The sequence below is a fragment of the Pseudomonas sp. P4_D7 genome, assembly GCF_056401755.1.
Genome location: NZ_JBFUIR010000002.1, coordinates 13,810 through 40,723 on the forward strand (window position 1 = coordinate 13,810; position 26,914 = coordinate 40,723).

The 26,914-nt window shown below is 57.3% G+C and carries 25 protein-coding genes, 1 tRNA gene and 1 pseudogene; 14 read left to right on the plus strand and 13 right to left on the minus strand.

Annotated features, from left to right (window positions below):
* Window positions 1-6: 6 nt before the first annotated feature.
* Both rfbC and AC1DVF_RS01450 read right to left on the minus strand, forming a co-directional pair.
* The gene (gene rfbC / locus AC1DVF_RS01445) at window positions 7-552 is read right to left on the minus strand and encodes a dTDP-4-dehydrorhamnose 3,5-epimerase (RefSeq protein ID WP_034151902.1); all 546 of its coding nucleotides are present in this window, start codon (window positions 550-552) and stop codon (window positions 7-9) included.
* An 83-nt stretch (window positions 553-635) separates the two neighbouring features.
* Entirely contained in the window at window positions 636-1,160 is a 525-nt protein-coding gene (locus tag AC1DVF_RS01450) for a DUF3916 domain-containing protein (RefSeq protein WP_477781909.1), read from the minus strand.
* Between the two features lie 212 nt (window positions 1,161-1,372).
* Between AC1DVF_RS01450 and AC1DVF_RS01455 the strand changes: the two genes are divergently transcribed.
* From AC1DVF_RS01455 to AC1DVF_RS01470, 4 genes are all read left to right on the plus strand, one after another.
* Window positions 1,373-4,285 carry an aminotransferase gene (locus tag AC1DVF_RS01455; protein ID WP_477781910.1) on the plus strand — a complete coding sequence of 971 codons (2,913 nt, stop codon included), beginning with the start codon at window positions 1,373-1,375 and terminating at the stop codon, window positions 4,283-4,285.
* A 307-nt stretch (window positions 4,286-4,592) separates the two neighbouring features.
* A complete protein-coding gene (aguB, locus tag AC1DVF_RS01460; protein WP_034151905.1) occupies window positions 4,593-5,471 on the plus strand; it encodes an N-carbamoylputrescine amidase in 879 nt (292 codons plus the stop codon).
* 5 nt (window positions 5,472-5,476) lie between these two features.
* The gene (gene aguA, locus AC1DVF_RS01465; protein ID WP_477781911.1) at window positions 5,477-6,583 is read left to right on the plus strand and encodes an agmatine deiminase; all 1,107 of its coding nucleotides are present in this window, start codon (window positions 5,477-5,479) and stop codon (window positions 6,581-6,583) included.
* Between the two features lie 245 nt (window positions 6,584-6,828).
* Window positions 6,829-7,041 (plus strand): hypothetical protein, encoded by a 213-nt coding sequence (locus AC1DVF_RS01470; protein WP_008080512.1) that lies wholly within the window; start codon window positions 6,829-6,831, stop codon window positions 7,039-7,041.
* Window positions 7,042-7,160: 119 nt separating this feature from the next.
* On the opposite strand, the gene AC1DVF_RS01475 is transcribed toward AC1DVF_RS01470, so the two are convergent.
* Window positions 7,161-9,251: a TonB-dependent receptor gene (locus AC1DVF_RS01475; RefSeq protein WP_477781912.1), complete on the minus strand. Its 2,091-nt coding sequence runs from the start codon at window positions 9,249-9,251 to the stop codon at window positions 7,161-7,163.
* A 256-nt stretch (window positions 9,252-9,507) separates the two neighbouring features.
* On the opposite strand from AC1DVF_RS01475, the gene AC1DVF_RS01480 reads away from it, so the two are divergent.
* The 6 genes from AC1DVF_RS01480 to AC1DVF_RS01505 all read left to right on the plus strand — a co-directional run bounded on the left by AC1DVF_RS01480 (window position 9,508) and on the right by AC1DVF_RS01505 (window position 14,223).
* Window positions 9,508-10,176, plus strand: coding sequence for a DsbA family protein (locus tag AC1DVF_RS01480; protein ID WP_460089521.1), 669 nt, complete (start codon window positions 9,508-9,510; stop codon window positions 10,174-10,176).
* Between the two features lie 297 nt (window positions 10,177-10,473).
* Entirely contained in the window at window positions 10,474-11,778 is a 1,305-nt protein-coding gene (locus tag AC1DVF_RS01485) for an OprD family porin (RefSeq protein WP_093430007.1), read from the plus strand.
* A gap of 232 nt (window positions 11,779-12,010) precedes the next feature.
* Window positions 12,011-12,757, plus strand: a complete 747-nt coding sequence (locus tag AC1DVF_RS01490; RefSeq protein WP_034151909.1) for a 2OG-Fe dioxygenase family protein — start codon at window positions 12,011-12,013, stop codon at window positions 12,755-12,757.
* A 79-nt stretch (window positions 12,758-12,836) separates the two neighbouring features.
* Window positions 12,837-13,214: a GNAT family N-acetyltransferase gene (locus tag AC1DVF_RS01495; RefSeq protein ID WP_008080517.1), complete on the plus strand. Its 378-nt coding sequence runs from the start codon at window positions 12,837-12,839 to the stop codon at window positions 13,212-13,214.
* Entirely contained in the window at window positions 13,211-13,927 is a 717-nt protein-coding gene (locus AC1DVF_RS01500) for an AzlC family ABC transporter permease (RefSeq protein WP_099757732.1), read from the plus strand. The genes AC1DVF_RS01495 and AC1DVF_RS01500 overlap by 4 nt, the downstream gene beginning before the upstream one ends.
* Window positions 13,906-14,223 (plus strand): AzlD domain-containing protein, encoded by a 318-nt coding sequence (locus AC1DVF_RS01505; RefSeq protein ID WP_007909127.1) that lies wholly within the window; start codon window positions 13,906-13,908, stop codon window positions 14,221-14,223. The genes AC1DVF_RS01500 and AC1DVF_RS01505 overlap by 22 nt, the downstream gene beginning before the upstream one ends.
* On the opposite strand, the gene AC1DVF_RS01510 is transcribed toward AC1DVF_RS01505, so the two are convergent.
* Window positions 14,140-15,066, minus strand: coding sequence for a LysR family transcriptional regulator (locus tag AC1DVF_RS01510; RefSeq protein WP_093430009.1), 927 nt, complete (start codon window positions 15,064-15,066; stop codon window positions 14,140-14,142). The genes AC1DVF_RS01505 and AC1DVF_RS01510 overlap by 84 nt on opposite strands.
* Window positions 15,067-15,763: 697 nt before the next feature.
* On the opposite strand from AC1DVF_RS01510, the gene AC1DVF_RS01515 reads away from it, so the two are divergent.
* Both AC1DVF_RS01515 and AC1DVF_RS01520 read left to right on the plus strand, forming a co-directional pair.
* Entirely contained in the window at window positions 15,764-16,171 is a 408-nt protein-coding gene (locus tag AC1DVF_RS01515) for an MbcA/ParS/Xre antitoxin family protein (protein ID WP_093430011.1), read from the plus strand.
* A gap of 11 nt (window positions 16,172-16,182) precedes the next feature.
* A complete protein-coding gene (locus AC1DVF_RS01520) occupies window positions 16,183-16,848 on the plus strand; it encodes an RES family NAD+ phosphorylase (RefSeq protein ID WP_257356805.1) in 666 nt (221 codons plus the stop codon).
* 42 nt (window positions 16,849-16,890) lie between these two features.
* On the opposite strand, the gene AC1DVF_RS01525 is transcribed toward AC1DVF_RS01520, so the two are convergent.
* On the minus strand, window positions 16,891-17,172 hold the full coding sequence (locus AC1DVF_RS01525; protein WP_122844308.1) for a DUF3077 domain-containing protein: 282 nt from the start codon (window positions 17,170-17,172) through the stop codon (window positions 16,891-16,893).
* A gap of 473 nt (window positions 17,173-17,645) precedes the next feature.
* On the opposite strand from AC1DVF_RS01525, the pseudogene AC1DVF_RS01530 reads away from it, so the two are divergent.
* Window positions 17,646-17,755 (plus strand): annotated as a pseudogene (locus AC1DVF_RS01530) (helix-turn-helix domain-containing protein); the annotation flags it as partial.
* Between the two features lie 455 nt (window positions 17,756-18,210).
* Here AC1DVF_RS01530 and AC1DVF_RS01535 read toward each other — a convergent pair.
* From AC1DVF_RS01535 to AC1DVF_RS01565, 7 genes are all read right to left on the minus strand, one after another.
* A complete protein-coding gene (locus AC1DVF_RS01535; protein WP_116256360.1) occupies window positions 18,211-19,200 on the minus strand; it encodes an Abi family protein in 990 nt (329 codons plus the stop codon).
* A gap of 276 nt (window positions 19,201-19,476) precedes the next feature.
* Window positions 19,477-19,552, minus strand: a tRNA-Thr gene (locus AC1DVF_RS01540).
* Between the two features lie 430 nt (window positions 19,553-19,982).
* Window positions 19,983-21,218 carry a methyltransferase gene (locus AC1DVF_RS01545; RefSeq protein WP_477781913.1) on the minus strand — a complete coding sequence of 412 codons (1,236 nt, stop codon included), beginning with the start codon at window positions 21,216-21,218 and terminating at the stop codon, window positions 19,983-19,985.
* On the minus strand, window positions 21,199-21,888 hold the full coding sequence (locus AC1DVF_RS01550; protein WP_099757735.1) for an ABC transporter permease: 690 nt from the start codon (window positions 21,886-21,888) through the stop codon (window positions 21,199-21,201). The genes AC1DVF_RS01545 and AC1DVF_RS01550 overlap by 20 nt, the downstream gene beginning before the upstream one ends.
* Window positions 21,888-22,580 (minus strand): ABC transporter permease, encoded by a 693-nt coding sequence (locus AC1DVF_RS01555; RefSeq protein WP_095047149.1) that lies wholly within the window; start codon window positions 22,578-22,580, stop codon window positions 21,888-21,890. Before AC1DVF_RS01555 ends, AC1DVF_RS01550 begins: the two co-directional genes overlap by 1 nt.
* Window positions 22,581-22,658: 78 nt before the next feature.
* A complete protein-coding gene (locus tag AC1DVF_RS01560) occupies window positions 22,659-23,411 on the minus strand; it encodes an ABC transporter substrate-binding protein (protein ID WP_257356816.1) in 753 nt (250 codons plus the stop codon).
* A gap of 13 nt (window positions 23,412-23,424) precedes the next feature.
* Entirely contained in the window at window positions 23,425-24,198 is a 774-nt protein-coding gene (locus tag AC1DVF_RS01565) for an ABC transporter ATP-binding protein (RefSeq protein ID WP_093430016.1), read from the minus strand.
* Between the two features lie 554 nt (window positions 24,199-24,752).
* Between AC1DVF_RS01565 and gabP the strand changes: the two genes are divergently transcribed.
* Window positions 24,753-26,144, plus strand: a complete 1,392-nt coding sequence (gene gabP / locus AC1DVF_RS01570; protein WP_093430017.1) for a GABA permease — start codon at window positions 24,753-24,755, stop codon at window positions 26,142-26,144.
* A gap of 312 nt (window positions 26,145-26,456) precedes the next feature.
* Here gabP and AC1DVF_RS01575 read toward each other — a convergent pair whose 3' ends face one another.
* Window positions 26,457-26,909, minus strand: coding sequence for a hypothetical protein (locus AC1DVF_RS01575; protein WP_257356818.1), 453 nt, complete (start codon window positions 26,907-26,909; stop codon window positions 26,457-26,459).
* Window positions 26,910-26,914: the final 5 nt, after the last annotated feature.

Below are 26,914 nucleotides of genomic sequence, written 5' to 3' on the forward strand. Positions count from 1 at the left end.
CTAGGCTCAGGCGAAGACGTCAGCGTCCTTGAGCAGGGCTGCAGCCTGATCCTTGGCGGACAGCTTCGGCGCTTCGTCCAGCTGCCAGTCGATGCCCAGCGCGGGATCATCCCAGCGAATGCTGCGCTCGGACGATGGATCGTAATAGTTGGTGGTCTTGTAGAGGAATTCAGCGAACTCGCTCAGCACCACGAAACCATGGGCAAAACCTTCCGGCACCCACAGTTGACGATGATTTTCGGCCGACAAGCGCACAGCCACCGATTTGCCGAAGTGCGGCGAGCTGCGCCGAATATCCACGGCCACATCCAGCACTTCACCGACGGTCACACGGACCAGTTTGCCCTGGGTGTTTTGCAACTGGTAATGCAGGCCACGCAACACGCCTTTTTGCGAGCGCGAGTGGTTGTCCTGAACGAATTGCGTGTCCAGACCGGTAGCGTCCTGGAACGCCTTGGCATTGAAACTCTCGTAGAAAAAGCCGCGCTCGTCACCGAACACCTTCGGTTCGATGATCAGGACACCGGGCAGGTCGGTGGTGATTACATTCATGGGGAGTTCCATAGGCAGGTGTGAATGGTCGACATTCTTGCGCAAAGTGCCATTTAACGCGAGTGCGGACCGTAAGGGGCGATTCAGTCAACCTCGCCAAAATACCAGCGTTGTTCCTCATAGGTCTGGCCATCGCCATCTTCAACGGTATAGCTCAGGCCTCTCTCTCCAATGCCCGGCGGTAAAACGAGTCCCCATTCCTGGGCCAGGCTCTTATCGGTTTCGACGTATTCACTATCAGCAGGCGGGATATGACCTCGGTGATATTCCATGTCGGTATAGATACATATCTCGCTGGAAAACATTCCTGGCAATAAGATGGCGGCGACCACTCTGCAATCGATAGCATTTTCCGGTCGGGACATACGCAGGTGCTGCGCCGCGTTGATCAAGTGCTGCGCGCACTGCCGACGCAGATCCGCGGTTGCTTGTTTTCCTTGGACCATCGACATGTGAATCGGGATTTTCCAGTTGCTGTATTTTTCCTCTTCGGTGAGGTCGGCCGGAAAGTAACCTTCGAAGTCAGCAGCCCAAGCGGCTAACGCGCGTAGACGGCGAGGGATATTGCGGACTTTTTTGTTGGAGAGGGCGAGGCGGCGCTGGGACATTTTGCGGATTGCTTCCGTGCGGATAACGTTCGAGGGGGCAGGTTGAACAGTGAAGTGTTCAAACGCAATCTGAAATTGCTGTAGGAAAAGTTATTGGTGGGGGGCCGTCACAGTGATGTGCCCTTGATCCGGTCGGGAGTTGGTATAAGGGGTTGCGTCTCGCCAAAAGCAATGGCGATATAGGCGCCTAATAAAATTACAGGGGTCTTTTCATGCCGCTCGCCACGTTGATTCATCGCGCCAGTTTGCCCAGCCCGCAGGTTTCTGCCGAGCAGGCCCGGCAATGGCTGGCGGAGCATTACGGGCTCAGCGGCACGTTGCAGGCTCTTGGCAGTCAGCAGGATCTCAATTACCGCGTCGACAGCCCGCGTGGGCGGTTCGTGCTGAAAATCTGCCGTGGCGATTACGCCCTGGTGGAGCTGCAAGCCCAGCATGCCGGGCTCAAGTATCTGGCCGAGCACTCGGCGGTGACGGTGCCGCGGGTGATCGCGGCCAATAACGGCGAGGATCTGCTGTCGCTCGAGGTCGGCGGCGAAGCCGTCCATGTGCGGCTGCTGGATTACATCGAGGGCCAGCCGCTCACGCATCTCGAACACTTGGGGCGCGACGTGGTGGCGGGGTTTGGCCGGCTCTGCGGTGAGATGGATCTGGCGCTGGCCGGGTTCGATCACCCGGGCCTGGAGCGCACGTTGCAGTGGGATGCCCGTCACGCCAGTGCCCTGATCAGCCATCTGCTGCCGGTGATCAAGGATGAGCAGCAACGCATATTGATTGCCGATGCGGCCGAACAAGCCGAGCGCCGCTTGCAGCCGTTGCAGGGCAAGCTGCCGGTGCAGGCGATCCACATGGACATCACTGATGACAACGCCGTCTGGGCGCGCGATGCCTTGCGTCACTGGCAGTTGCAGGGCGTGATCGACTTTGGCGATCTGGTGCGCACCTGGCGCATCACCGATCTGTCGGTGACCTGTGCGGCGTTGCTGCATCACGCCGGTGGCGATCCGTTTGTCATCCTGCCGGCGGTGCAGGCCTACCACGCGGTCAACCCGCTGCAACATGAAGAGCTGCAGGCGCTGTGGCCATTGATCGTCGCGCGTGCGGCGGTGCTGGTGCTCAGTGGCGAGCAACAGGTCAGCATCGACCCCGCGAATACCTACAGCCGTGACAACCTCAGCCATGAGTGGGAAATCTTCCGCGTAGCGACATCGATGCCACAGGCACTGATGGAAGCGGCGATCCTCACTGCCGTCGGTCACGCATTGCCGGTGATCGATAGCGAAGGTTTTGCGCCCTTGCTGCCCGGTCTGGTCGGACGTGAATTTGCCCTGATCGATCTCGGTGTCCTCAGCCCGCATTTCGAGGCCGGCAACTGGGAGCAGGCCGGCATCGATCAGCACCTGTTGAACGAAGCGGCGGCGGCCCATGGTTTGGCGGCAAGCCGTTATGGTCAGTACCGTTTGTCGCGCACCCGTCCCGACAGCGCCGTTGAACCGGATACCTTCCCGCTGCACGTGGAATTGCGCGTGCCCGATGGTACCGCCGTGGAAGCGCCGTTCGCTGGCGTCGTGCATCAGCCAGCAGACGGTGTGCTGCAACTGGATGGCCCGCAACTCAGCGTGCGCTTGTGGGGCGTGACACCTTCGCTGCACAGCGGCGCGGCGCTGGTCAAAGGTCAGGTGCTGGGCGCAGTCAGCGGCCCATTACGGGTGCAGTTGTGCCGGGGCGCGCAGATCAATGCGCCGTTGTTTTGCACCCCGGCGCATGCAGCAGCGTGGCAGGCCCTGTGCCCGTCGCCAGCGGCGTTGTTAGGACTGGCCTGCGATGCCGAGCCGGAACTGGACGCAAAAACCCTGCTCGAACGCCGCGATGCCAGTTTCGCCCGCACGCAGAAACACTACTACGTTGATCCGCCGCGCATTGAACGCGGCTGGCGTAATCACCTGATCGACATGCAGGGCCGCTCCTACCTCGACATGCTCAACAACGTTGCCGTGCTCGGTCACGGCCACCCGCGCATGGCGGCAGTCGCGGCGCGGCAGTGGTCGCTGCTCAACACCAACTCGCGATTCAACTATGCGGCGGTGGCGGAGTTTTCCGAGCGCTTGCTGAAACTGGCGCCGGAAGGGATGGATCGGGTGTTTCTGGTCAACAGCGGCAGCGAGGCCAATGACCTGGCGATTCGTCTGGCCTGGGCCTACAGCGGCGGGCGCGACATGATCAGCGTGCTTGAGGCCTATCACGGCTGGACGGTCGGCGCCGATGCGGTATCGACGTCAATCGCCGACAACCCGAAAGCCCTGGAAAGCCGCCCGGACTGGGTGCATCCGGTGCCTGCGCCAAACACTTATCGCGGTGAATTCCGTGGTCTCGATTCAGCGCCGGATTACGTGCGCAGCGTTGAGCATCACCTGGCAAAACTCGCCGAACAGAAGCGCCAGTTGGCCGGATTTATCTGCGAGCCGGTGTATGGCAATGCCGGCGGTATCTCGCTGCCGCCGGGATATCTCCAGCAGGTATACGCGCTGGTGCGCGCGCAGGGCGGCGTGTGCATCGCCGACGAAGTGCAGGTCGGTTACGGGCGCATGGGCCACTTCTTCTGGGGCTTTGAAGAGCAGGGTGTGGTGCCGGACATCATCTGCATGGCCAAGGGCATGGGCAACGGTCAACCGCTGGGCGCGGTGATCACGCGACGGGAAATTGCCGAGGCGCTGGAGACCGAGGGCTATTTCTTCTCGTCGGCGGGCGGCAGTCCGGTCAGTTGTCAGATCGGCATGGCGGTGCTCGATGTCATGGCAGAAGAAAAGCTCTGGGAGAACGCGCAGGTGGTCGGTGGCCACTTCAAGGCGCGTCTCGAAGCGTTGATCGATAAACATCCGTTGGTGGGCGCGGTGCACGGTTCCGGGTTCTATCTCGGGCTTGAGCTGATCCGCAATCGCGAGACGCTGGAAGCGGCGACCGAGGAGACGGCGTTACTGTGCGATCGCTTGCGTGAACTGGGGATTTTCATGCAGCCGACCGGGGATGATCTGAACATTCTGAAGATCAAACCGCCGATGGTGACGTCGCGTCAGAGTGTGGATTTCTTTGTCGATATGCTTGATCAAGTCCTTACCGAGGGCCTGTAAGCCCTCACGCTGACCTCCTGTGGGAGCGAGCCTGCTCGCGAAAGCGGTTTCTCATTCAACAACTGTGTTGATTGAACAAACGCCTTCGCGAGCAGGCTCGCTCCCACATTTTTTTTTGGTTTCTAATTCGATTTGTATCGGCTTTTATCGGGATTATTTAGACGAAAGGCATTTTGCAAGCTTCTAAAGCCGATATTTATCGGCTATAAAGTCGCCATTGCTCCGGCGTGGCTATCTCATGTCCGGTGCGCGCGTTTTCTTTTCGGCCGAATTTCCGGCCGTCAAAGCAACTGCCCGGAGATGATTCATGAGCCGTATCGTTACCGTTGCCGCCACTCAGATGGCCTGTTCCTGGGATCTGGAAGCCAACCTCGAAATCGCTGAAAGGCTGGTACGCGAAGCCGCCGCCAAAGGCGCGCAGATCATCTTGATCCAGGAGCTGTTCGAGGCGCCGTACTTCTGCCAGAAGCCGAACCCGGACTATCTGCAACTGGCGACGACGGTGGAAGAAAACGTCGCGATCAAACATTTCCAGAAAATCGCCAAAGAGCTGCAAGTGGTGCTGCCGATCAGCTTCTATGAGCTGGCCGGCCGTGCGCGCTTCAACAGCATCGCGATCATCGATGCCGACGGCAGCAACCTCGGGATTTATCGAAAAAGCCACATCCCGGATGGCCCGGGCTACCACGAGAAGTATTACTTCAACCCGGGCGACACCGGTTTCAAGGTGTGGAACACCCGTTACGCGAAAATCGGCGTGGGCATTTGCTGGGACCAGTGGTTCCCGGAAGCTGCGCGCAGCATGGCGTTGCAAGGCGCTGAAATCCTCTTCTATCCAACCGCAATCGGCAGCGAGCCGCACGACAAGACCATTTCGTCGCGCGATCACTGGCAGCGCGTGCAACAGGGTCATGCCGGCGCCAACCTGATGCCGCTGATCGCCAGCAACCGCATCGGCAACGAAGAACAGGACGGCTACGACATCACGTTCTACGGCTCTTCGTTCATCGCCAACCAGTTCGGCGAAAAAGTGCAGGAGCTGAATAAAACCGAAGAAGGTATTCTTGTGCACACTTTCAACCTCGACGAGCTCGAACACATTCGCAGCGCGTGGGGTTCATTCCGTGACCGCCGTCCGAACCTGTACGGCGCGTTGAAAACCCTCGACGGTTCCCTGGAGTCCTGATCCCGATGACMACTTTGAAAAGYACCCCKCGCGCCGACGGCTTTCACATGCCGGCCGAGTGGGCGCCGCAAACGCAGACCTGGATGATCTGGCCCGAGCGCCCGGACAACTGGCGTCTGGGCGGCAAACCGGCGCAAGCCGCACATGCTGCGGTGGCCAAGGCCATCGCGCGTTTTGAACCGGTCACCGTGGCCGTGTCCGCCGACCAGTATGAAAACGCCCGCGCGCGCCTCGACGTGCCGAATATCCGCGTGGTCGAGATGTCCAGCGATGACGCTTGGGTACGCGACAGCGGCCCGACTTTCGTCATCAACAACAGCGGCGAAGTGCGCGGTGTGAACTGGGACTTCAACGCCTGGGGAGGTTTCGACGGCGGTTTGTATTCGCCGTGGAATCGCGATTCGCAGGTCGGCGGCAAGATCCTCGAGATCGAGCGCAGCCCGCGTTACCGCACTGAAGGTTTCGTGCTTGAAGGCGGTTCGATTCATGTCGACGGCGAAGGCACGCTGATCACCACCGAAGAATGCCTGCTCAACCGCAATCGCAACCCGCACCTGAGCCGCGAAGAGATTGAAGCGGTACTCAGCGCCAATCTGTCTGTGGATAAAATCATCTGGCTGCCGGACGGTCTGTTCAACGACGAAACCGACGGCCATGTGGATAACTTCTGCTGCTACGTGCGTCCGGGCGAAGTGTTGCTGGCGTGGACCGACGATCCGCAGGATCCGAACTACCCGCGCTGCCAGGCTGCGATGAAAGTCCTGCAAAGCAGCACTGACGCCAAGGGTCGCCCGTTCACGGTGCACAAAATGCCGATTCCGGGACCGCTTTACGCGACAGAAGAAGAGTGCGCCGGTGTCGATCCGGTGGACGGCACGCAGGAACGCAATCCGTCTGTGCGCTTGGCGGGTTCCTACGTGAACTTCCTGATCGTCAACGGCGGCATCATCGCGCCGAGCTTCGACGATCCAATGGACGCGCCGGCCAAGGAAATCCTGCAGAAGCTGTTCCCGCAGCACGAAGTGGTGATGGTGCCGGGTCGCGAACTGTTACTGGGTGGCGGCAATATCCATTGCCTTACCCAACAGCAACCCGCGCCGTACAAAGAGTGAGTTGAGTCGTAACACCTTGAGTTGATTAACAAATCAGCCGGGTAATGATTAGCTCGCTATGCATCAACTGAGGCCCGCAGCCCGACAGGACCGCGGGCTTCTTTGTATCCGCTTGTCGACAACTAAGAAACATTGGCATAGCTCTTGTATTCATCACCCGTGCACTAGGGAGGGGGAGAACTTCAACAGTTCTGTCATAAACCTTGGATAACGTAGCCGCTCACGAACGGGGAGAGAGCGCTGAAATGAACGCCGAAGTGAACGTAGTCAGCGAGCGGACGTTGCATCCCATGGCCGTAAACGGCGAATCGCTCCAGATTGTCGCGCACTGGTTAAAGTCCAATGGAACGCGTCAGATCAGGGAACCTGATCCGCGCCGGATGATGATCGAGCGTTACCCCGCTGGTCTGTTCAGCGAGGCCGAACTGGAAGCATTGTGGGCTGTGATGGAAGGATAAGAAGCACAACAGGGATTGGTGAAAGCGCTGCCGGGATGGCGGCGCTTTTTTATGCACGGCTATTTTGTACACACCCAATCAATGTGGGAGCGAGCCTGCTCGCGAAAGCGGTGGATCAGTTAACGAAGATGTCTACTCATCACAACGCTACGTGGTGCACCCGGTTGGATTTGATACTGGCTGGTCGCGGACGCGTAGTACTCACGATCGGTGATGTTGTTCAGCGCCGCGCGTAAATCCCAATCCTTGAAGCGGTAACCGACCAGGGCATCCCAGCGGCCGTAACCCGGCAACACGGTGGTGTTGGCGTTATCGGCATAGCGTTGGCCAACCAGGGTCAGGCCGGTTTCGCCGTACCAGCCCATCTCCGGTTTCCAGGTCAGGAACAGGCTGCCGTTATGCTTGGCAACGTTGTTGATGCGTTTGCCTTCCAGGCCGTTGTTGTCCTTCTCGATCTTCGCATCCTGCAGACCGACGCCACCGCGCATGTACCAGTTGCCGACGAGATTGCCAGTGGCCGTCAATTCGATCCCGCGCGAGCGTTGCAAACCTGACATCACCGTCAGGGTCGGATCGTTTGGATCAGTGGTGCGGCGGTTGTAGAGTTCCAGATCGTAGATCGCCAGCGTGGTGCTCAAGCGGTCATCGAGCCAGTCGCTTTTCACGCCGATTTCTTTCTGCTTGGTCAGCTCGGGACTGAGGTCGTTGGTGTTGCCGGCCGCACCCGGAGTGATGCCGATCAAGCCACCGCCCACCGGCGAAAACGTCTTCGACCACGAGGCGTAGAACGAATGATTTTGTAGCGGCGTCCAGACCAGGCCGACGCGCGGGCTGGTGCTATGGCTGTCGCGGTCTTCGGAGATGTTGCGCAGCTTGTTGGTCGACTCGATATCGAAAGTGTCGTAACGCAGACCGGCGAGCACTTGCCATTGGTCGTTCAGGCGCAGTTGATCTTGCACATATACCGCACGGCTTTCGACTTCGGTGTGGCTGCTGCTGGAGACCTGCATGCTGCCGGTGTGGCGCAGATCACGGTTCGGGTTGTACAGGTCGAGCGACGGTACGGGGCGTGCGCCCGGGGTTCTGCCAGTGGCCGCGTTGTACAGCGTCGGGTCGCGGCGCTGGCTGCCGATCTCGATGCCAGTGAGCAGGCGATGCTCAAGGCCCAAGGTATCGAATCCGCCCTCAAGTTCAACGTTGTTATAGACGTTGCGAGTGGTCAGATCCTGCTGCCAATGCTGGCGCGTGACCTTGTTGGTCGCCGGCGTGTAACCGGTGAGGTAGGTGTTGTCGAAATCACTGTCGAGCTTGAACACGCCGAGGGTCTGGCGCAGTTGCCAGTTGTCATTGATTTCATAAGTGAGTTTCGAGCGCAGCGATTGCGACTTGTCGTCGATGAAATCGTGATCGTTGCCGTAGGTCGTATCGCGCCCGACATCGGCCGGGCGCCCGTTGATGCCGGGGATGCCGCGATCCGGGGTGCGGTTGTAGCGGCTGTATTCGTACTGCACCAGCCAGTTCAGGTCCGGCGTCAGTTGCCAGCTCATCGACGGCGCGAACAATTGGCGATTGCCACTGACACCGTCGCGGAAGCTGTTTTCATCCATGTTGCCCATGTTCAGGCGCAGGCTGATGTTTTCGCTCGGGTCGCTGCTGAGGTCGGCGTAAAGACTGCGCAAATCTTCGCTGCCAGCCTGGGCTTCGATAGTCGAGCGCCGGCCGAACTCGGGTATTTTGCTCACGCGGTTGACGATCCCGCCCTGACTGCCACGGCCATATAGTACGGCGGCCGGGCCTTTGAGCACTTCGACGCGTTCAATATTGTGCAAGTCGCGCTTGTATTGGCTGTCGTCGCGGATGCCATCCAGATAGAAATCGTTGCTCGCGTCGAAGCCGCGGATGCGCAGGCTGTCGAAACGGGTGTCGGCGCTGCTGCTGACGTTAGGCATGCCGCTCAACGCGTCGCCGATGTCATTGGTGCCGTAGCTGGCGACGTTCGAGGTCTTGATCGAATCGATCGCCTGCGGCACATAACGTACGGGCGTCGAGGTCCGAGTCGCGGTGCTGCTGAGCTTCACCCGAGGGTCATCGGCTTGCGCTTCGGCGCTGATTGCGGTGGCGGGTAACTCGGTCGCGGAGTAGGCAAAACCGCTGGACAGAAAAGCAGAAAGCCCAAGGGTGGCGGGCGTAAGACGGAACGGGGCAGGCATTGAACAGCGCATCCGAAAGGGTGGAAGAATTCGATCGTGCGAATGGTAATGCTTTGCATTTACTTTCGTTAATTATTCCTTATAAGTTCCCTTGGCTGATTGTTTCAATTTGTGTCCTAACCGACACAATCTGACTGGACGAATCATTCGACCGATTCATGAAACAGACTGAAAGCCATTCCGGCGTTTTTCCGCAAGAGTGCGAGGACTAATCTGCCGCCATCGATTTTCCTGACTTTCTGCCGGAGTTTTTCCCATGATTCTTCACTACATCTACGATCCGCTGTGTGGCTGGTGTTACGGCGCCAAGCCGCTGGTGGAAGCGGCACAGTCAGTGTTGCCGGTGAATGCCCATGCCGGCGGAATGATGAGTGGCGCCAATCGCCAGCGTGTTTCCCCGCAACTGCGCAATTACGTCATGCCCCATGACCGACGCATTGCCGAGTACACCGGCCAGCCGTTTGGCGAGGCCTATTTCGAAGGTTTGCTGCGTGATCACTCAGCGGTGTTCGATTCGACGCCAGCGATTGCTGCGGTCATGGCGGCTGAAGCCATCGACGGCGGCGGTTTGCGCCTGCTGGGGCGGTTGCAGACGGCGCACTATGTGGAAGGGCGACGCATTGCCGATTCAGCCGTGCTGTTGGAATTGGCGATGCAGATGGGCTATGCGCAGGAAGATTTCCACCTTGCGTTTGAGTCCGTTGATAGCGAGGGGCATATAAAAGCCAGTCGCCAGTTTTTGGCTCAATTGGGTGGTCAGGGTTTTCCAACGATTGCTCTGGAGCAGAACGGCACGTTCCAGTTGATCGACATCAGCCCCTGGCTGGGCAAGCCGCAGGCATTTGCCGATTGGTTGCAACAGGCAATCGTCGTCGATGAAACCGGTAAAACTTCTGCATTTTGTTCTATCGATGGTTGCGCCTGATACGCGCTGGATTCACTGGCTGTTTGCATTTCCCAGCAAGGAGTCAGCGCAAAATTTAYGTTTCTTAGACGATTTTTACCTATTTAAAGACGATTCTTGAAATTGACACATTGTTCAGGGCGCGGCTACGATTCGGCCCAACGCCTGTGGCCAACCGCCATGACTCAAAATAAGGAGCAGGCCCGCCATGACATCGTCGTGGGCGGGTCTTTTTGTTTCGGGGTGAATAAAAGAGTGCAAAAGCGCCGTTTCCGCCGTTCGACACAGCGCGTTTCAACCCGTAATAAGGAAAACAAAATGTTGAACAAGCGAATCAGTCTGATCGCACTGGGGATGTTGAGCGCCACTCAGGCCATGGCTAACGACCAGGCCGAGTCCAAGGGTTTTGTTGAAGACAGCAGCCTCAAAGTGCTGCTGCGCAATGCCTACATCAATCGTGATTACAAAGACGGCAACAAAGACAAAGCCGAGTGGGGCCAAGCGGCCATCGGTACGTTCTCGTCCGGTTTCACCCAAGGCACCGTGGGTGTCGGTGTCGACGCTTTCGGTCTGTACGCACTGCGTCTGGACGGCGGCAAGGGCCGCAGCGGCGCCGGTGGTATCGATTTCTTCAAGCAGGAAAATGACGGTCGCGCGAACCATGACATAGCGAAGGGCGGTGCAGCGGTGAAGTTCCGCTTCTCCAACACCGTGTTGACCTACGGCGACCAGATGCCGGCCCTGCCGGTGCTGAGCTACGACAATGTGCGTCTGCTGCCGGAAAGCTACACCGGTACCCTGATCACTTCCAAAGAGATCAAAGGCCTGGAACTGAACGCCGGTCGTTTCACCGCCGAATCGCGCAAGAGCGATGAAGGCCGTGACAGCGGTGGTCTGAAGTCGATCAACGTGTTGGGCGGTAGCTACCAGTTCACCGAGAACTTCAAAGGTGCGTTGTACGCTTCCGACGTCGAAGACGTATTGAAGAAACAATACGTGAACGCCAACTACGTGTTGCCGTTCAACAAGGATCAGTCGCTGACCCTGGACTTCAACGGCTATCGCACCAAGCTGGACAGCTCGTACGTTCGCGAAAACACCGTTCCGGGCGAAAGCATCGTGACCGGTCGCGACAACAAGATCTGGAGCCTGGCCGCGACATTCGCCACTGGCCCGCACTCGTTCACCGTGGCGCACCAGCGCTCCACCGGCGACAGCAACCTGGGCTACGCCTATGGCGGTTACCAGAAAGATCAACACCGCGTCGGTGACGGTGGTAACTCCATCTACCTGGCCAACTCCTACTGGTCCGACTTCAACGCTGAAGACGAGCGCAGCTGGCAGTTGGGCTACGGCCTCGACTTCGGCGCATTCGGCGTACCGGGCCTGAGCTACAACTTCGCTTATGTGCGTGGCGACAACATCACCACGTCCACCAGCGAAGGCGGTACCGAGCGTGAGATCTTCAACCAGTTCAAATACGTCGTGCAGTCTGGCCCGGCCAAAGACCTGAGCGTGAAACTGCGCAGCTCGATCCTGCGTGTTTCGCAGAAATCCAGCGAGTACAACGTCAGCGGTAACGAACTGCGCGTTTTCGTGGATTACCCGATCAACATCTTCTGATGCCTGATCCAGTGTAAGAAACATGAGAAAAACCCCGACTGGTTCGGGGTTTTTTTTCGACGGTTATTCGATGAAAACCGGAAAAAACCCGTGTTTTTGTCATGTAAAAGTTGTTTTTAAGCGCCTGCAAACGCCGTTTCAAACAGTGCTTTAAATGCCTGAAATTCTTTCTCATGGACGCAAATTCTCCACCTAATAGATTAGGCCGCTCAACGCAGCGGAGAATTTGGTAATGATCGTTTTGAACAGAGAAGTGGGCGAATCGCTACGGCGCGACAAATATGTCAACGTCCAGGGTGGTGACTTCAATCTCTACGGTCATTTTGCCGACTTCGTCAGACTGACCAAAAGTTGGGAAAACATGGAGCCTGACAGCTACTACGGTCAGGCCGAAGCCGGCATGCGTTACCGTCGTTACAGCGACTTTGAGTACAACCCGAAAACCCGCGAGCTCAAGCAACTCGAGCATCGCGCCTACGTGCAGTCGAAAGAGAACAACGCCTATGTTGGCGGCCTGGTACGACACTTTCAGGACTTCTCCGATGAAGTAATTACTTCACCGGTGATGCGCAGCCTGATCGACACCGATTTCGAAGTGTACAAAAGCGTACTGCCGGAAGAGCTGCACGATGAAATTTGGCAGTGCCAGATCCATCAGATCCGCATCGAAATCAAACCCGGCAAACAACTGGAAATCACCCCTGAAGGCATTCACTGCGACGGCTATCCGTTCAGCGGTGTGCACTTCTGGGGTCGCAATAATGTCGAGGGCGCGGAGAGTCGTTTGTACGACATCCACGAGCATCAACTGGCGTCGACCACCTACCAGGAAATTCTCGATACCACCTACTTCCTCGATCGTGACATGCGCCACTACGTGACCCCGGCCCGCAACACGCACACCCATGCGATGGCGTACCGGCAGATTCTGGCGATCTCCTTCTCGCGGCCCGGGACCGCTTTCGACATTGTTCGCTAATCAGATCACCCCAATCGACGGCGTCGAGTGCTCGACGCCGGTGGTGCTGCGACGCGCCACGGCCAAGGATGCGCAGCGCATGGAGCGCTTCTTCCGCCAGTTCGACGAAGTGTCCTTCTGCGAGTGGCAGGACGCCAAGTGCCTGCGTGGCGTGCTGATCCAGAAAACCACCACGGCCTATCTCGCCTTTGACGTGGCGGGCGAGATCGTCGGCGCGGTACTCGGTGGCATGCTCGGCAGTCGCGGCACGATTAATCATCTGGCGGTCAGCCCGCGCTATCGCAGCCAGGGCGTCGGTCAACGACTGGTTGAAGCGGCGTCGTCCGATATGAAACGGGTCGGCGTGTTACGGATGTTTCTGTTCGTCGACGATGCTAACCTCGCGGGCAAGCGATTCTGGACTGCCCAGGGTTTTTGCGAACCCCACGGCGAGCGGACATTTGAGAGGGATCTATGAATGAAACGTCCGGCAGTGCGCCGCTGATGGCTACCCATCAGCCGTCGCGCACGTTTGCCGAAGCCAGCCCGGTAGTCGCTGGCTACTTCACGGTGTCATTCGTGTTCGGGTTGATGGCCGTCAACGCCGGGTTGCCGATGTGGCTGCCAGTGGCGATGTGTTTGTTCGTATATGCCGGCGCTTCGCAATTCGCCGCACTGGCGCTGATCTCCAGCGGCGCCTCGCTGACGACTATCGTACTGACCACTTTCCTGATCAACGCGCGGCACATGTTGATGTCGGTTTACATGGCCAAGGCTCTGCGCGCACTCGGCTTGAGCCGCATGGAGCGCTGGGCTTATGCCGGTGGCCTGACGGACGAATCCTTCGCTTTCCACAGCGTTAAACTCGGCACCGGTGCGCCGGTCAATGTGCGTTATCTGATTGGCTTCAACCTGTTCTGCCACACCTCGTGGGTGCTCGGCGGTTTGCTTGGCGCCGTTTGTGCGCAGTACGCGGCGCACCTGATCAAATATCAGCTCGACTACGCCCTGACCGCGATGATGCTCTACGTGCTGGTGTCGCTGTGCAACACGCGCAACAAACTCATCGCTGCTGCGGCTGCCGTGGCCTGCATGGGCGCGCTGAGCCTGGTCGGCAGTTCGCCGTTCAATGTGTTTATCGCCACGTTTGTGGGCTGCGGAGTGGGTGTATGCCTGACCAAACGTTCCTGATTCTGGTGGTCGCGCTGATGATGGCCGTGACTTTCCTGCCACGCGCGCTGCCACTGCAAGTCAACACCGAGCACTGGCCGCCGTTTATTGCGCGGGCGCTGGAATACTTGCCGGTGGCGATCGTCGCTGCGATCAGCCTGACACCCTTGTTGATCAAGGATCAGCACATACAGCTCGATCGCCCGGAATTCTATGCCGCAATTCCGACGTTGTTATGTGCGTATTTCAGCAAAAACCTCTTTCTCAGTGTGGCGGTTGGGACGGCTGCGTACATTGCGCTCGGCTCGTTCATGTAGCGGCAAGTCGACGACATCGTTGAGTGCCTGGTTCGACAACTCCGGATTGTTCACCGCCAGACGCACTTCGAGAAAATCCTCGAACCCGGGGAAAATCGTCAGGCCGTTCTTCTGCGCAGCTTCACGCGAGACCATGCCCACCGCGTCCATCTGCGTGATCAACGACAGCGTTAACGTTTCACTGCATGAATAGACCATGCGCTGGCCGTTCTCGTGATTGCCCAGCCCCGCGTCGAGAAAACGCAAAAAGCTGTGGGAATACGGACAATCTTCCGCAGGACGTACCTGAAACTTGTTGCCCAGCAAGGTCAGGGGATCATTCTCCTGACCACAATGGGCGCCAACGACCTGCACCTGTACATCCGGCAGGACGATACTCGGCAAGCCCGGCCGCTGCGGGCCGATCAGTACCGCAAGGTCGAAGTCTTCGTTCTTCAGCTTGCTGAGATTTTCCATCGACTCGGCGTAGCTGAATTCCATCTGATAATCGGGAAACACCTCGATCAGGCGTCCGATCATTCGGCGGTTGAAGTCAGCCGCCAAAGTGTTGTTCAACGCCACCTTCAACGTGCGCTGGCCGGGCACCTTCAGCGCCTCGACCTTCTCTTCCATCTGTCGCGTGGCAATCAGCACTTTGTCCATATAAGGCGTCAGCTCAGTGCCTTGCGGCGTCAGCGTCAGGCCTTTGTTGGAACGTCGAAACAAGCGGAAACCGAACTGCTCTTCGACCTTGTTCAACTGCGCGGCCAAGGCCTGCACAGTCAGGCACGAATGCTCGGCTGCGGCCGACAACGAGCCGGTCTGCACGATGCGCATGAGGTTGCGTAAGGTTCTGCTATCCATGGGTAATGCCCTCTAAAGTGGGCTGGGTATTGTTGTTTACGAGACTGCCGGTCAGGCGCCATATGCTGGCTATATTCCTGTACCTGAGCATAGTTGTCGCGGGTTTAGTAGCGAATTGATGTCCTCGCCGATGGCTGGAGGCTGACACAGGATCGGGGTTTTTGGTGACGTGGGGGTGATGAGGGTCAAAAAAAATGCGTGGTTTTGGTGCGTGGGGGTGATTTTTCACGGGGAAATGGCTGACAACGTTAGTGGTTTTGGCCTGCGAAATACGTGGATGCATCCTAGGCGAACTTGCGACCGAGCTGATAGCGGCGACTTGTTAAAGCAGATGAAGTGGCAGCGTCGAGACATCGAGTCTCTGTGGCTACAGTTCTGAGTGAGGTAAGCGAAGTGATTGCATCACAAGAAGCGGCCGATATGGAGTGCCAAGTTGGCAACAGGCTTCACGACGTTATTGAAATCCAAGAGCAGCCGTCCATTGCACGAATTCCTACGGACAAGACTGCCCAAGCCATGTTGGAAGCACGAACTATTCGGCAGCGGTTCGATTCGGTCGACGAAATGCTCAAATCCGGTCATATCCGAATCCCAATCAATGGGGAATGTGGTAACCAGTAATACGCTTACGGAGCTTTTTTATCGATTTATTCGTATATGTACTAGTATCAAAGCAAGACAAATCTGGAGAGGCTCAATGACTACCTCATCCCCAGCCCTCACCCCACGCGAACAACTAGACGCCCCCGAAGCCGGCCGCGTCGCGCTGAAGTTCTTCTTTAACCTCATGGAGCGTTGGGGCTGCAGCGCTGAGCAGCAACGCACATTGCTGGGCGGTGTCGGTAACACCACGTTCTATAAATACAAACACCTGCCGAACATACGTCTGCCTAACGATACCCTTGAGCGCATCTCTTATCTGATGGGCATTCACAAGGCGTTGAGCATCATCTTCAGCAACAGCCGTGAGCGCGCGTACACATGGGTCAGTAGTCCGAACACGGCGGCGCCGTTCAATGGGCTAACGGCGCTGGATTACATGCTCGCCGGACGCGTGGTCGATATCGCCGATGTGCGTCGTTACCTCGATGGGGTGCGCGGTTGAAGGCGCCAGAGATGGTTGATGTGGCGTGGCCGAGAGCCTATCGGATCGTCAACAGCAGCTTCCCGCCGATTGCGCTGTTCGAAGACGTGCTCGATCCCGAAGACCTGGAAGTTGCCTACGCGATTGAAGCGCTAACCAACGATCGCCTGATCGAACAGGCCGGCGTACTCGCCCGCGTGCGACTCGAAGATCGACTCTCCGGCCCCGGCTCGACTCCGGTGATGGCTGCGTTTACCCACATCGGCAAACGCAGTCGTTTCTGCGACGGCACCTTCGGCGTTTACTACGCTGCGAGCAGTCAGGCTGCTGCCATCGCCGAGACCTGTTATCACCAGGAACGATTTCTTGCGGCGACCCAAGAAGCGGACCTTGAATTGACCATGCGGACTTACGTTAATCGGGTGGTTAAACCGCTGCACGATATCCGCCACAATCACCCCGAACTGCACAATCCGGATCCGGAGGCTTACGGGCCGTCTCAGCAATTCGCCCGGCAACTGCGCGAAACCGAGTCGTGGGGGCTGCTCTACAACAGCGTTCGCCTGCCGGGCCATGAATGCATCGCGGCGTTTCGACCACCGGCAGTGTCGATCCCGAAGCAGGGTAAGCATTTGCGCTATGTGTGGAGTGCGAGTCAGCAGAAGATTTCGTTTGTGTTTGAGATCAGTCAGGTCTGAAACGCAAAAGCCCTCGCATCAACGAGGGCCTTAAACCGGCGTTTACATCAACGGCTTGTCCGGCGGCGCATCCATCACTTTCACGACATCATCGATCAACGCTTTGCTTAACTCCTGCAGATACTGCGAGGCATAAGCGTGAAGGTCAGGGTCGCGAGAGACTGAGGTGTCCGCAGTGAGCAGTCGTGAAATGTGAAGCAAGTGCGAGGCGTGGGAAAGGGCGGCGATTACCGGTACACCACGGTTGGTGCGGAACATCGCTTGATTGGAGTGGAAGGAAAAGTGGGTGAGGCCGAGGGTTTTCAGATCTTGAGAGTTGGTCATTTCGGTTCACCTGCCGTTCGAGATGGACGGACTTGAAGTGACCGGTGTGCTGACGGATCAATGCCTTTCATTTGTTAACTCCCTGTATCAAATGAGAGCTGCCATTTCGTTCTCAGGCGAAAAGGTGGCAGCTATGCGCAGGCTGAGAAACCGGAGATACAGGAACCCGGCAGACCCGAAGGTCTCCCACGCACAGCCGCCATTGCACAGTAATGCAGACACAAAAAATGCGCCGGCAAACGTGAGTTGGGGCGCTGGTGCGCCTGCATCTTACCCGGGTTCTCAGGCCCGGTCGCTGAATTGGCAGCGACGAACTGAACGTTAGCTTGAGGAAGAGCCGATGCACAATCGTGGCCCGTAGTGGCTTTGCTTGGCTTCTCGTTACAAAAATTTCGCAGGATGTCGCGCAATGCGTTTTGTCGGTCACGACTTGTCCTTCGCCTTTTCTAAGCAACAAAACGAGGAGATCAGCGATGGTCGATGAACTGGAGCATTCCAGCAGGATTTACTGGAGTCTGTGCGTCAGATGAAGGCCGGTGAGGCCGCGCGCGTAACGCAGATGCTGCTCTCTGCGGCGGAGGAACAAAGCGTCGAGGCATCAAGCACTCTTGTACTGGGAAACCGGGTTGCCATTCACCCCGCCGGTTCAGTGAGCTGAGAAGCGCTGCTCATGCAATTACACTTTTTATGGGCACGCCATAATTATTGCCAGTTCATAATTTGGCATAAAAGCGGAAATTTGAGCGTTTTGGTCAGAAGCTGTGCTTTTTGGGAGAAGGGCGTCTGGCAATTAGATCGACGTGTGCGGAGGAGAGACTCTATTTCTACTGAAGGTGAAACGCGGTTAAAGATATAGACGCCCAGAAACAACAAAGCCCCTGCATTTCTGCAGAGGCTTTGTTTTGTATGGTGCGGTACCGGACGAACGGATCCACGGTTGGCAATCTGTGGTTTAGGCACCACATTTTGCTTTAGGCMTGCGTTCGCTCCTGACATTTCTCCAGACGCAATGGCAAAAAAACAAGACGTATGTTTTCCCTACCCCAAACACCATTGCGGTTGCCGTTTCCAGTCATCTGGAAATCCCATAAGTCTCAAATAACCCGGCTCTCTTTCGTCCATCATTTCGGCCAAGTGAAATTTCCAATGGCTGTCTGGACTGATCAAATCGGTTAGATACGCTAGCATCGTTAGTACTATGAATAGCCGCTGCTTGGGCTGAGGCCGATCGCCAGGTGCATTTTGGATGACCCATTCTTTAGGTAAGGATGGTCGAATCGAGAGCTCTCTGTTCCATAGTCGTGAGTGGTGGGCGCAGCAGTTTCGAATGAAGGTCAAAGTGTGGAGCCAGGAGGCCAGTACTTCGAAGGGGAGATTGAATCTGCTCGCGATCGCTTTCTTGTCGACGCTTTTGCCTATGGCATTGAACAGGGTGGATACCGTCCCAAGGCTAAGCTCTTCCAGAACAGCCCAAGCGGGCGGCAACTCGGGATTGGAATATGTTGATCCGTAGAATCGAAAATAGTTATCGCGCGTGCGATTTTCAATTCGCTGCTGCTGGATCTGATCTGCTCGGCTGCTCTTTTTTATACGATCAATCTCACGTCCAAGTTTGTTGCGTTCCTTGCTCAGTTGATCTCGCAGGGGCCGCAATAAATCCGAATGAGAGTATGACGAGGAGAAGATTGACGCATCAGCTATCCAGTCAGGCCCGTACTTCGGGCACATGTGATTGCTGATAGTCGCTCGTATGGCGACTTCGACACGTTCGATAGCATCCATGGTAATGCGTCGCAACGAACCATCGAAACGGTAGATGTCGACGACTGCTTTCAGACTGCTACCAGGTTTGAAGGTGTGTTCAGGGTTTGTTTCCTGAAAAGGGCGCATATAGGGGCTCAAGCGAAACAGCGTGACCACTTCTAGGAAACGCATGGCGCGCTCGTCGTTTGCGACTTGCAGGCCTCGTTGCTTTAGCAGTTCCAATTGCTGTTCTACGCTGAGGGCCGGCTTGTCGAAGGGCCTCATGTAGCTTTCTCCAGGCAAAAAAAACCCGCACGATTTGAGCTTGCTGACAGGGTCAACCTAGGCTTGGCGGGTGTGTTGGGGTGCATTATAGGTAGGTGTAAGAGCCCGTCAATGTTGGGCTGATGTGAAATTGTAACGGGTCGAGGCGCGCGGGCTGAGTTGGTCTGTTGATTGAGTGGCGTCGCTGATCGCATCTCAGCGATGCTGAAGCTCCTTGGAGTTCCAAACGCCAGAAACAACAAAGCCCCTGCATTTCTGCAGGGGCTTCGTTTTGTATGGTGCCGGCACCAGGAGTCGAACCCGGGACCTACTGATTACAAGTCAGTTGCTCTACCAACTGAGCTATACCGGCGTTGTGGGCGACGATTATAGCGATTGGGAAGATCCTGTAAACCCCTGAATTCAGACTATTTTTGCATCGCGGCAAATTAAGCCCTGCGCAATGCGCAACGTAGGATTTGCGCCTTACGTACGATAGGGCTGTTTTGCAGGGCGCACAGTTGAATTTCGGCTTTCTCGAGCTTCCCAATTATTCGTTCGGCGGGATAATTATTCGGCGGTTATGTCGTTTTGATTGGCAGCTTATGCACAACTGAGAGGCACGAAGTCATACTCAGGCGAGGTTTTGTGAACCTATTCTCATTTTGTTCGCAAATCCCTGTTTTACAGGTTTTTTATTTATGTGAACAAAAAATGACCAGTGTTGTTAAGGCGACGAAACAGGCGCAGATATTGGATCCACGGCAAATCCATCAACAGAGTTATCCACAGGCTGTAAGGTTTTAAGCGCGTTCGGCGAGCAGCAGTAAATTACGCGGTGTGAGCGAGGTGTCGCAAAAAGTGCCGAGGCGTACGACGTATCCCTGTTCGACGAGGAAAAGTGCCCGATCCAGATTCAGCCAAAGCTCCAGTGGTCGTCGGAACAATCCGCGAAGCAATTCGAGGTTGCGAACTTCGGCCAAACGCTGCCAACTGGCGGCTTCGAGTGTCGACCAATCTGGCGAGCCGATTGTGGATAACTCTTTCAGCGCTGCCAGATCGCGGCAGTAATCGGCGAAGGTTTTGTCCAACCAGGCGCTGGGCAGGGACGGGGTGGGCAGGTATTCGTCTATTCCACGTACTTGCCGTTGCAGCAAATCGAAAGCCAAGCGCCGGGCCATGGAGGTGTCACGCTGACGTCGGACCCGTGCACCGGCGGTGACAGTTTCGCTCATGGGTAGAGCCAGATCTTCGAGCGAGAGCTGTAGGACGGATCGCAAACCGACAGAGGACAACGCCTGATACTTGTTGCGACTGATGCGGTTGTAACAGCAGGGCGCGATCGCCATTTGCTGGCAGCCGGCAGCACTGGCCAGTTGCATCAAGGGCACATGCAGATCGCCGCAGGCGTGGAGGGCGACGGGTGTGTGGGCTGCGCTCAATACACTTGAAGCATTCGCTGCCAACACATCCTGCTCGACATGCAGCGCGTGTAAATGATGGCGCTGACTCAACGCCTGACCGCTGGCGACCAATGCCGGATCGTATTCAACGCAGGTCAACTGTTGGCCATCACTCAACAACCGCCGGCCCAAATGCCCCTTGCCGGAACACCAATCGAGCCAGTGCGTCGGTTGCGAGGAAAAAGACAAACGACTGGCAAACGCTTCAATCTGCTGCCACTTGCGCCCCGGTACATCGACATTCAAGCGATGCGCCGCAGCTTCCAGCGCATGCCCCGGCAACTGACCGACAGCGCTCAGCTCAGCCGATATCGCTGCCAATGAAGCAAATGGCTCCGGCGCTTCGGCAAGATCAGCAGGTTGGTTGTGTGCGTTTTCTGCATCGTCCAGCGACCGTCCTCGTAGCCACAAGGCCAACTTCGGGTAGGACGCTTCCCAGGGAAGCTGCAGATGAGTGAACGGACGAGGTTTCCACAGCGCCTGATGCTCAATCAAAAAAGCATCCAGCGCGGTGAAGCGGGCGAGTAACTCCTCGCCCGTCAGCACGCAGGAGGAGTCAACGCCCTTGGCAGGCATCGACGCGCAACCATCGCTCCAGCTGTTTGAATGCCTGAACGAGAACAAACGACATCAGCAGGTAAATGACGCCTGCGGTGAAGAACATATCCACGGTGAGGTAGTTGCGGGCAATGATCGTGCGGGTAATGCCGGTGAGTTCGAGCAAGGTCACCGTGCTCGCCAGAGAACTGGCCTTCAACATCAGGATGACTTCGTTGCTGTAGGCCGGCAGGCCGATGCGAGCGGCGCGCGGCAGGACGATATAGAACAATGCCTTGGCCTTTGACATGCCCAGTGCACGCGCGGCTTCGATCTCGCCCGGCGGGATCGCTTGAATGGCGCCACGCAGGATTTCGGCGATATAGGCGGCAGTATGCAGGGTCATCGTGGCGACAGCGCACCAGAAGGGTTCTCGCAAATACGGCCACATGAAACTGTCGCGTACGGCGTCGAACTGAGCCAGGCCGTAGTAGACCAGAAACAGTTGTACGAGCAACGGAGTGCCACGAAAGAAAAAGATGTAAGCGTAAGGAAATGCGCGAACAAACCAGAGCTTGGAGGAGCGCGCGATGCCCAGAGGGATCGCCAGCAACAACCCGAGAATAACGGCGATGCCCACCAGTTCGAGTGTCAGGACGGCGCCCTGAAAGAACTTCGGCAGCCACTTATAGATGACTTCCCATTCCATTACGTCGTCCTCACGAAGCCACGGGCGGCGCGTTTTTCCATGAAGTGCATGGTGGCCATCGCCAATATGGTCAGGCCCAGATACATGACGGCTGCGACCAGATAGAAGGTGAATGGATGCTTGGCGAAGGTTACGGCGTTCTGCGCATTGCGCATGATTTCTTCCAGGCCGATGACCGACACCAGAGCGGTGTCTTTCATCAGGATCATGAACAGATTGCCCAGGCCGGGCAGGGCGATGCGCCACATCTGCGGCATGATCAACCGGGTGAAGATCCGCCATTTCGACAGGCCCAGGGCCTGACCGGCCTCACGGTGTCCTTTCGGAATGGCCAGGATGGCGCCACGAAATACCTCCGTGGCATAGGCGCCGAAGCACAGTCCAAGTGCGGTTACGCCCGCCACAAAGGGGCTTAGCGCCAGGTCTGGATTGCCAAAGTATTCGCCAATGGCATTCATCGTCTTGACGGTGCCGAGGTAGATCAGCAGAACCCAAAGCAGTTCCGGCACACCACGTACGATGGTCGAGTAGGTTTCGCCAAGCCATTGCAGCGGCTTGTACGGGGAAGTCTTGGCCAAGGCGCCGAGCAGACCGAGCACCAGCCCCAGGCACAGGGCGGTGAGAGCCAGTTGGACGGTCATCAGCGCGCCGGCAGCGAGGGCCGGGCCGAATCCGTAGAGGTCGATAATCATGGGTTTCTGTTCAAATTGCGGCAGGCAAAGTCGGGAGCCGGCGCCGTTCAATCACGGCGCCAGTCCCACAGGTCAGGATCAATAGATGCTGAACGGGAAGTACTTGTCGTTGATCTTCTTGTAGGTACCGTCGGCGACGATTTCCTTCAGGGCAGCGTTCAGCTTGTTGCGCAGTTCGTTGTCACCCTTGCGCACAGCGATGCCGATCTTGTCGCTTTCTAGAACCGGGTCGCCCTTGAACTCGTAGTTCTTGCCCGCGTCGCTTTTCAGCCAGTCGTAGTTGGCGTACTTGTCGGCGAGGATCGCGTCGACACGACCGGACGTCAGGTCGAGGTAGGCGTTTTCCTGGGTGTCATAGAGTTTGACGTTGAGATCGCTGCCGTAGTTGTCTTCCAGCCAGGTGCCGGCCAGCGTGGCACGCTGGGTACCGATGGACTTGCCCTTCAGCGAGTCCTTGTCGGTTTTGAAGTCGACGTTTTTCGGTGCAATGAACTGCAGTTTGTTCGAGTAGTACGGGTCGGTGAAGTCGACCGCGCCCTTGCGCTCGTCGGTGATCGACAGCGACGAGATCAGGAAGTCGAACTTCTTCGCGTTCAGGGCCGGGATGATGCCGTCCCAGTCGGAAGTGACCACGGTGCACTCGACTTTCATCTTCGCGCAGAGGGCGTCGCCGATGTCTTTGTCGAAGCCGACCACGTTGCCGCTGGCGTCTTTGTTGTTGAACGGCGGGTAAGCCGCTTCGATGCCCATCTTCAGTGTTTCGGCCATGGCACCGGCGCTGAACGCCAGGGTGACGGCGGCGGCCAGGAAGACCTTTTTAAAATTCTGCATGCATGTTGCTCCGTTAGCGGTTGCTGGACATGAATTGTTTGCAGCGCGCCGAAAGCGGGTTTTCGAACACCTGCTGAGGCGATCCTTGCTCTTCTATAAGGCCCTGATGAAGGAACACCACTTCGCTGGAGACCTGACGGGCGAAACCCATTTCGTGGGTCACGAGCAGCATGGTACGGCCTTCTTCGGCCAATGCGCGGATGACACTAAGTACTTCCTGAACCATTTCCGGGTCAAGCGCCGAGGTGGGTTCATCGAACAGGATCACCTTCGGTTGCATCGCCAGCGTGCGGGCAATCGCCGCGCGTTGTTGCTGGCCACCGGACAGTTGCGCCGGGTAGGCATGGCGCTTGTCGGCGATGCCGACCTTGGCCAGCAGCGCTTCGGCGACTTCGATGGCTTCGGCCTTGCTCTGGCCGAGCACGCGACGCGGTGCCTCGATGATGTTGTCGAGGATGCTCATGTGCGGCCACAGATTAAAGTTTTGAAACACAAAACCAATCTCGGAACGCAGGCGGTTGATCTGTTTGCCGTCGGCGGCAATCAGTTCGCCATTTTTGGCGGATTTGAGCTTGAGTTCTTCGCCGGCCACCAGAATCTGGCCCTGATGTGGATTTTCCAGCAGGTTGATGCAACGGAGGAACGTGGACTTGCCGGAACCGGAGGAACCGAGGATCGAGATCACATCGCCGTCGCGGGCGGTCAGCGAGATACCTTTGAGTACCTCAAGCTGTCCGTAGCGTTTGTGCAAGTTGCGGATTTCAAGCGCGGGCGTGGCCTCAGCCATGTGCGTTCCTCATATATGTTGCGCTCCAGCTGTTGGATGGCCTTCCTGGCGAGGCGGCCAAGCTAGCATAGCGTTTCAATGGCAGCCAACAGCGCTACGAGCGGTTAACGGGTGGCATGTGGCAGGTTGTCGCATCGGCACAGCAGACTGTCGCCCCATCAACAACCGAACGGGTGTTTGATCGAGCAAACCCGTGGGTGTCGCGTAAAAAAAGGCGCGATGTTGCCAGCTTTGGCGGGGTGTTGGAAGCGCTATCCGGCCGAACGTTCCTGAATCGCCCTTTTATTGTGCATCCCACACTTTTTCGGTGTGTTTCTGGTGCGCTGTTTCGTTTGAAAAGTGAGTCGCAGGGTAACGCTCTGGCGGATTGCCATTAAATCCAAGGACTTGCGATGACTGTCCGGTCTCGCGCAAAACCGCAGCCCTGAAGAGTTTGAAACATTTTGGCGCATTTATTGCGTGCAGAATACGGAACGCCCCGTTGGTTTCTTTTTACGAGAAAGAAAATGCCAGACGGGCCGGACGCAATCGCTTTCCTCGCAAAGGTAGTTTCGATGAGCAGTACCCCAAGCTCCAATGGCCTCGAACAGGGGCTCAAACCGCGTCATGTGACCATGTTGTCGATCGCCGGTGTAATCGGCGCCGGTCTGTTCGTTGGCTCCGGCCACGCCATCGCTGCCGCCGGCCCTGCCGTGCTGCTGGCCTACGCCGCCGCCGGTACCCTGGTGGTTTTAGTGATGCGCATGCTCGGTGAAATGGCCGTTGCCTCGCCGGACACGGGCTCCTTCTCGACGTACGCCGACCGTGCCATCGGGCACTGGGCCGGTTTCACCATCGGCTGGCTGTACTGGTGGTTCTGGGTCTTGGTGATTCCACTGGAAGCCAACGCCGCCGCAACCATTCTCCATGCGTGGTTCCCTGATGTCGGCATCTGGGCATTCGCGCTGGTCATCACCTTGTTGTTGACCGTCACCAACCTGTTCAGCGTAAAGAATTACGGCGAGTTCGAATTCTGGTTCGCGCTGATCAAAGTGCTGGCAATCATCGGCTTCATCATCCTCGGCCTTGCGGCGATCTTCGGCTTTCTGCCGAACAGCCAGGTCAGCGGCGTTTCGCACCTGTTCGACAGCGGCGGCTTCCTGCCCAACGGCATGGGCGCGGTACTGGGTGCGATCCTGACCACCATGTTCTCCTTCATGGGTACCGAAATCGTCACCATTGCGGCTGCGGAATCGAAGAACCCGGGCAAGCAAATCTCCAAGGCCACCAACTCGGTGATCTGGCGGATCGGCCTGTTCTATCTCGTGTCGATCTTCATCGTTGTGGCCTTGGTGCCGTGGAACGATCCTACGCTGGCCAATCTCGGTTCCTACCAGACTGTGCTTGAGCGCATGGGCATCCCGAACGCCAAGATGATCGTCGACATCGTGGTACTGGTCGCGGTGACCAGCTGCCTGAACTCGGCGCTGTACACCTCGTCGCGCATGCTCTTCTCCCTCGGCAAGCGTGGCGATGCGCCGGCCATGGCGACACGCACCAACAAAAGCGGCACACCTTACTGGGCGGTCATGCTGTCCACCGGCGCTGCGTTCCTGTGCACCTTCGCCAACTACGTGGCTCCGGCGGCGGTGTTCGAATTCCTGCTGGCCAGCTCCGGTGCGATCGCACTGCTGGTGTACCTGGTGATCGCTTTCTCGCAACTGCGTATGCGTAAACAACGCATGGCGCGCGGCGAGAAAATCGTCTTCAGCATGTGGCTGTTCCCGGGCCTGACCTACGCGGTGATCATCTTCATCGTCGCAGCCCTGACCATCATGCTGTTCCAGGAAGCGCATCGCGTGGAGATCCTCGCGACTGGTTTGCTGAGTCTGATGGTGGTGGCTGCCGGTCTGTTGGTGGCACGCCGTCGCAAGCTGGAAAAACGTGGCGCGGTGGTGTTGAACTGATCCGTTACGCGTAACGCAAAACGGCCGCTGTCAGTGATGACTAGCGGCCGTTTTTGTTTCTGCTAACGGTTTCGAAATATTCTGCGCTTCAGATCCGAATCAGCTTTGCTCTCGCGAGAGCATGAAGTCTGAGCTGCATTTCTCTCCGTCGAACCATTCATCCCAAGTTGGTTGTTTGAGAGATTTAACAGGGTCGCTCTCGAGGTTCGCTGCTGAGTCTTCTGCTTTCGGGATTTGCCCGTCCTCGCGTGAGTCTGCTGTCTTCATCTGACTTCCTTTTCCTGATCGTGCGTGGACGTGAAGCGGAAAAAATTACTCGGACTTGGGTTCGGTGTCTTCAACCGACTTGCCATAAGCATCCAGCGCAACCCCGAAATCGGTGATGAACTGCGGTTCGCTCAGCCAGGCCTGGGCCTCTTCGATCGTTGCGCCTTCGGCCCACATGCGGTAGTCGATCAACATGTCGGCGGCCAGGTGAGTGGCGGCCATGCCTTCATTGTCGGCGTTTTCCATGTCCAGCAACTCTGGATGGTCAACGATGACGAACGCCAGTTCGCGCAGCAGGGTCAGCAGCATTTCGTTGCGGCTGACGGCTTCGGCGTCGCGCATTTTGCTGAACATCGCCAGGGTGTATTCCGGGATCGGCTCGGCGAGGTGGTCGAGGTCTTCGTCCTGTTCCAGCGGCTTGCGGCCGACCATACGGATTTGCTTGGCTTTGGCCTTGGCGCGTTTGGCGCGTTTCTGTTGCTTGTTCAGGGATGCCATGGGAA

What these genes read in the sequence shown, in the direction of transcription:
- AC1DVF_RS01470 (WP_008080512.1), top strand. Translation starts at nt 6,829, where the DNA reads ATGAACGCCGAAGTGAACGTAGTCAGCGAGCGGACGTTGCATCCCATG.
- AC1DVF_RS01545 (WP_477781913.1), bottom strand. Translation starts at nt 21,218, where the DNA reads ATGCCTGCCAAGGGCGTTGACTCCTCCTGCGTGCTGACGGGCGAGGAG.
- aguB (WP_034151905.1), top strand. Translation starts at nt 4,593, where the DNA reads ATGAGCCGTATCGTTACCGTTGCCGCCACTCAGATGGCCTGTTCCTGG.
- AC1DVF_RS01505 (WP_007909127.1), top strand. Translation starts at nt 13,906, where the DNA reads ATGCCTGACCAAACGTTCCTGATTCTGGTGGTCGCGCTGATGATGGCC.
- AC1DVF_RS01560 (WP_257356816.1), bottom strand. Translation starts at nt 23,411, where the DNA reads ATGCAGAATTTTAAAAAGGTCTTCCTGGCCGCCGCCGTCACCCTGGCG.
- AC1DVF_RS01450 (WP_477781909.1), bottom strand. Translation starts at nt 1,160, where the DNA reads ATGTCCCAGCGCCGCCTCGCCCTCTCCAACAAAAAAGTCCGCAATATC.
- AC1DVF_RS01475 (WP_477781912.1), bottom strand. Translation starts at nt 9,251, where the DNA reads ATGCCTGCCCCGTTCCGTCTTACGCCCGCCACCCTTGGGCTTTCTGCT.
- AC1DVF_RS01555 (WP_095047149.1), bottom strand. Translation starts at nt 22,580, where the DNA reads ATGATTATCGACCTCTACGGATTCGGCCCGGCCCTCGCTGCCGGCGCG.
- AC1DVF_RS01480 (WP_460089521.1), top strand. Translation starts at nt 9,508, where the DNA reads ATGATTCTTCACTACATCTACGATCCGCTGTGTGGCTGGTGTTACGGC.
- AC1DVF_RS01485 (WP_093430007.1), top strand. Translation starts at nt 10,474, where the DNA reads ATGTTGAACAAGCGAATCAGTCTGATCGCACTGGGGATGTTGAGCGCC.
- AC1DVF_RS01455 (WP_477781910.1), top strand. Translation starts at nt 1,373, where the DNA reads ATGCCGCTCGCCACGTTGATTCATCGCGCCAGTTTGCCCAGCCCGCAG.
- AC1DVF_RS01535 (WP_116256360.1), bottom strand. Translation starts at nt 19,200, where the DNA reads ATGAGGCCCTTCGACAAGCCGGCCCTCAGCGTAGAACAGCAATTGGAA.
- AC1DVF_RS01520 (WP_257356805.1), top strand. Translation starts at nt 16,183, where the DNA reads ATGGTTGATGTGGCGTGGCCGAGAGCCTATCGGATCGTCAACAGCAGC.
- AC1DVF_RS01515 (WP_093430011.1), top strand. Translation starts at nt 15,764, where the DNA reads ATGACTACCTCATCCCCAGCCCTCACCCCACGCGAACAACTAGACGCC.
- AC1DVF_RS01490 (WP_034151909.1), top strand. Translation starts at nt 12,011, where the DNA reads ATGATCGTTTTGAACAGAGAAGTGGGCGAATCGCTACGGCGCGACAAA.
- AC1DVF_RS01565 (WP_093430016.1), bottom strand. Translation starts at nt 24,198, where the DNA reads ATGGCTGAGGCCACGCCCGCGCTTGAAATCCGCAACTTGCACAAACGC.
- AC1DVF_RS01495 (WP_008080517.1), top strand. Translation starts at nt 12,837, where the DNA reads ATGGAGCGCTTCTTCCGCCAGTTCGACGAAGTGTCCTTCTGCGAGTGG.
- AC1DVF_RS01525 (WP_122844308.1), bottom strand. Translation starts at nt 17,172, where the DNA reads ATGACCAACTCTCAAGATCTGAAAACCCTCGGCCTCACCCACTTTTCC.
- gabP (WP_093430017.1), top strand. Translation starts at nt 24,753, where the DNA reads ATGAGCAGTACCCCAAGCTCCAATGGCCTCGAACAGGGGCTCAAACCG.
- AC1DVF_RS01500 (WP_099757732.1), top strand. Translation starts at nt 13,211, where the DNA reads ATGAATGAAACGTCCGGCAGTGCGCCGCTGATGGCTACCCATCAGCCG.
- AC1DVF_RS01575 (WP_257356818.1), bottom strand. Translation starts at nt 26,909, where the DNA reads ATGGCATCCCTGAACAAGCAACAGAAACGCGCCAAACGCGCCAAGGCC.
- AC1DVF_RS01550 (WP_099757735.1), bottom strand. Translation starts at nt 21,888, where the DNA reads ATGGAATGGGAAGTCATCTATAAGTGGCTGCCGAAGTTCTTTCAGGGC.
- AC1DVF_RS01510 (WP_093430009.1), bottom strand. Translation starts at nt 15,066, where the DNA reads ATGGATAGCAGAACCTTACGCAACCTCATGCGCATCGTGCAGACCGGC.
- rfbC (WP_034151902.1), bottom strand. Translation starts at nt 552, where the DNA reads ATGAATGTAATCACCACCGACCTGCCCGGTGTCCTGATCATCGAACCG.